Genomic DNA, 2,072 nt, shown 5'->3' with positions numbered 1-2,072 from the left:
GGAATCAATGCCAATAATTTCAAAAATACCCCTGCAGCGGTTGCAAATCTAGAATGGTGTAATGGAATGCCTATTAAAACGACTTATAAAGCAGAAGTGTTCAAAATAGATACAAATTACACTATAAATTCAAAGAATACTGCTTACTCTATTGGGTGTGCATCAGCGTCCCCAAATTACACTCTTTCGTGTTTTTTAGATTCAAAAGTTATTTTTAAAAGCAGAAGCTATAGTGAAAATATGGGGTATATTATTGGCTCAAATAAACAAGTTTTTAAGGCAACTAATGAAAACTTCATTACAAATATGTATTATTTATATGGGCAATAATATGCCAACAGAGAAAAAATTAGAGAACGGAATATATTTTTTTGAACGGCAAAGTGATTGTTTGTGTAAATGGAAAATTTTACGAAATTTAAAGGCAACTAATGGCTAAAAAATACACACTCTTACCGATTCCACTTAAGCAAGGTTTTGCAAATAGCGGCATTAAGCAAAGAGTGCCGTACCAACTTCCAGCAGCGGATGATGATTTAAATTGGTTAGAGGGCTTTACAGATGCCTATCAACGCCCCGTTATTGCAGATTTAGGGCAACAAAGCGGACGCTATGTAAGAATGGGGCAACTAAACCAAATTTTAGAAAATGTATCACAAGCAATTCTAAATGTAAAACAATCATTAGACAATGTGTCTGAAACCATAGACAAAGGCATTAAAGTTGAAATTGATAAAGTCGTAACGGACGCAAATAACGCCCTAACGAATCGTAAAGTTGTATGGCTTCAGACATTTGGCAATCAGAGAGCAGCGGGACTGAAAAATTTCACGGGAATCAATGCCAATAATTTCAAAAATACCCCTGCAGCGGTTGCAAATCTAGAATGGTGTAATGGAATGCCTATTAAAACGACTTATAAAGCAGAAGTGCTCAAAATAGATACAAATTACACTATAACCAATAAAAACGCTATGACTACTTTTTATACGAACACTCAAAGAAATAATTATGTAGCAGTAACCTATATCAACAGAATGGTTGCTGGCTTTGAGTGGGGTGGCTTTTCTGATGATAGATGGCAAATTCAAGGAGATAAAAGCTTTATATTCGCGTCTTTAGGAGATGTTCTACTTAACGGATTTAATGACTATTGTTGGGTAACTGGGCGAGGTAAAGTAGAACTTGGATATTAAGATTTAACAACTTAAGGAGTTTAAAATGCACATTATAGACAAAAAGACATATTTTATAAACACAAAAACGGGCGAAAAGTGGCTTTATGGAGCAGGAACAGACTTAGACGAATACAGCCCTCCAACAGATAAAGAGCTAAGAGACGAAACAACAAGATTTAACCACGCAAACGAATCTTGGAGGTGGCATTTAGACAAGTTGCACGCAATAGAAATGAGCGCAGAGGATTTGCTAATCTATGATTATGACAAAGATACAAATGTTAGTGGCTCGTTAAAATATGGGACAAGATTAGAGCGAGAAATTGTTGAAGCTTTAAATGACCTAAGAGATACTGAAGTCTCCGCCATTTGTCTTTTAGTGGGAGATAAAGGGAACAATGAGATTAACACAATCTCTTTAAGCGATGATTTAAAAGCTAAGATTGTATTACTTAAAGACTCTCAAGAAATTCCACTTGTAACAAACGAGGATAAAGTAATTACGATTAAAGGCAAACAAGCGAAAGAAGCCTTAATAGAATGTGAGATTAGAATTTCTGAAATATTTGCAGAGTATAAAGAACTAAAGCTTCAAGCGTTAAAGGTGTTTAGAGCCAAAAGCGCAGAGGAAACAAAAGAGCAGAAACTCTTTAGGATTTGTGCGTTTTTATTTTGGATAGAAAGTATAGGTTCTGAAATGGTAGATAATGAAGCCAAAGAATGGCGCGATGAGGTAATTAAAAATCGCAAGTTTAATTTTGATGAAATCCTAAGCAGTCTAAAAAAGGATTAATGTTCCTTTAAGTTATTTATGATTATAATTACATCATAAATTAAAACAAAGGATAGAGAAATGGAACAAGCCTTTTGGGAAATTAACGGCAACAAATGGTC

The 2,072-nt window shown here is 34.7% G+C and carries 3 protein-coding genes; all 3 read left to right on the top strand.

The window, feature by feature from the left end; genetic code table 11:
• Positions 1 to 330: hypothetical protein (locus LS69_RS10635; protein WP_194145495.1), on the top strand; the 330-nt coding region annotated here is incomplete at its 5' end.
• A gap of 101 nt (positions 331 to 431) precedes the next feature.
• Complete coding sequence (locus LS69_RS09880) at positions 432 to 1,196, top strand: hypothetical protein (RefSeq protein WP_138124625.1); 765 nt, start codon at positions 432 to 434, stop codon at positions 1,194 to 1,196.
• Positions 1,197 to 1,221: 25 nt separating this feature from the next.
• Entirely contained in the window at positions 1,222 to 1,971 is a 750-nt protein-coding gene (locus tag LS69_RS09875) for a hypothetical protein (RefSeq protein ID WP_138124622.1), read from the top strand.
• The last annotated feature ends 101 nt before the right edge of the window (positions 1,972 to 2,072 follow it).

It is taken from the genome of Helicobacter sp. MIT 05-5294, assembly GCF_000765675.1.
Classification (GTDB): domain Bacteria; phylum Campylobacterota; class Campylobacteria; order Campylobacterales; family Helicobacteraceae; genus Helicobacter_D.
This window is presented reverse-complemented; position numbering and strand designations above follow the sequence as displayed.

Coding starts and splice junctions, on each gene's coding strand:
- LS69_RS09880 (WP_138124625.1), top strand. CDS start 432: ATGGCTAAAAAATACACACTCTTACCGATTCCACTTAAGCAAGGTTTT.
- LS69_RS09875 (WP_138124622.1), top strand. CDS start 1,222: ATGCACATTATAGACAAAAAGACATATTTTATAAACACAAAAACGGGC.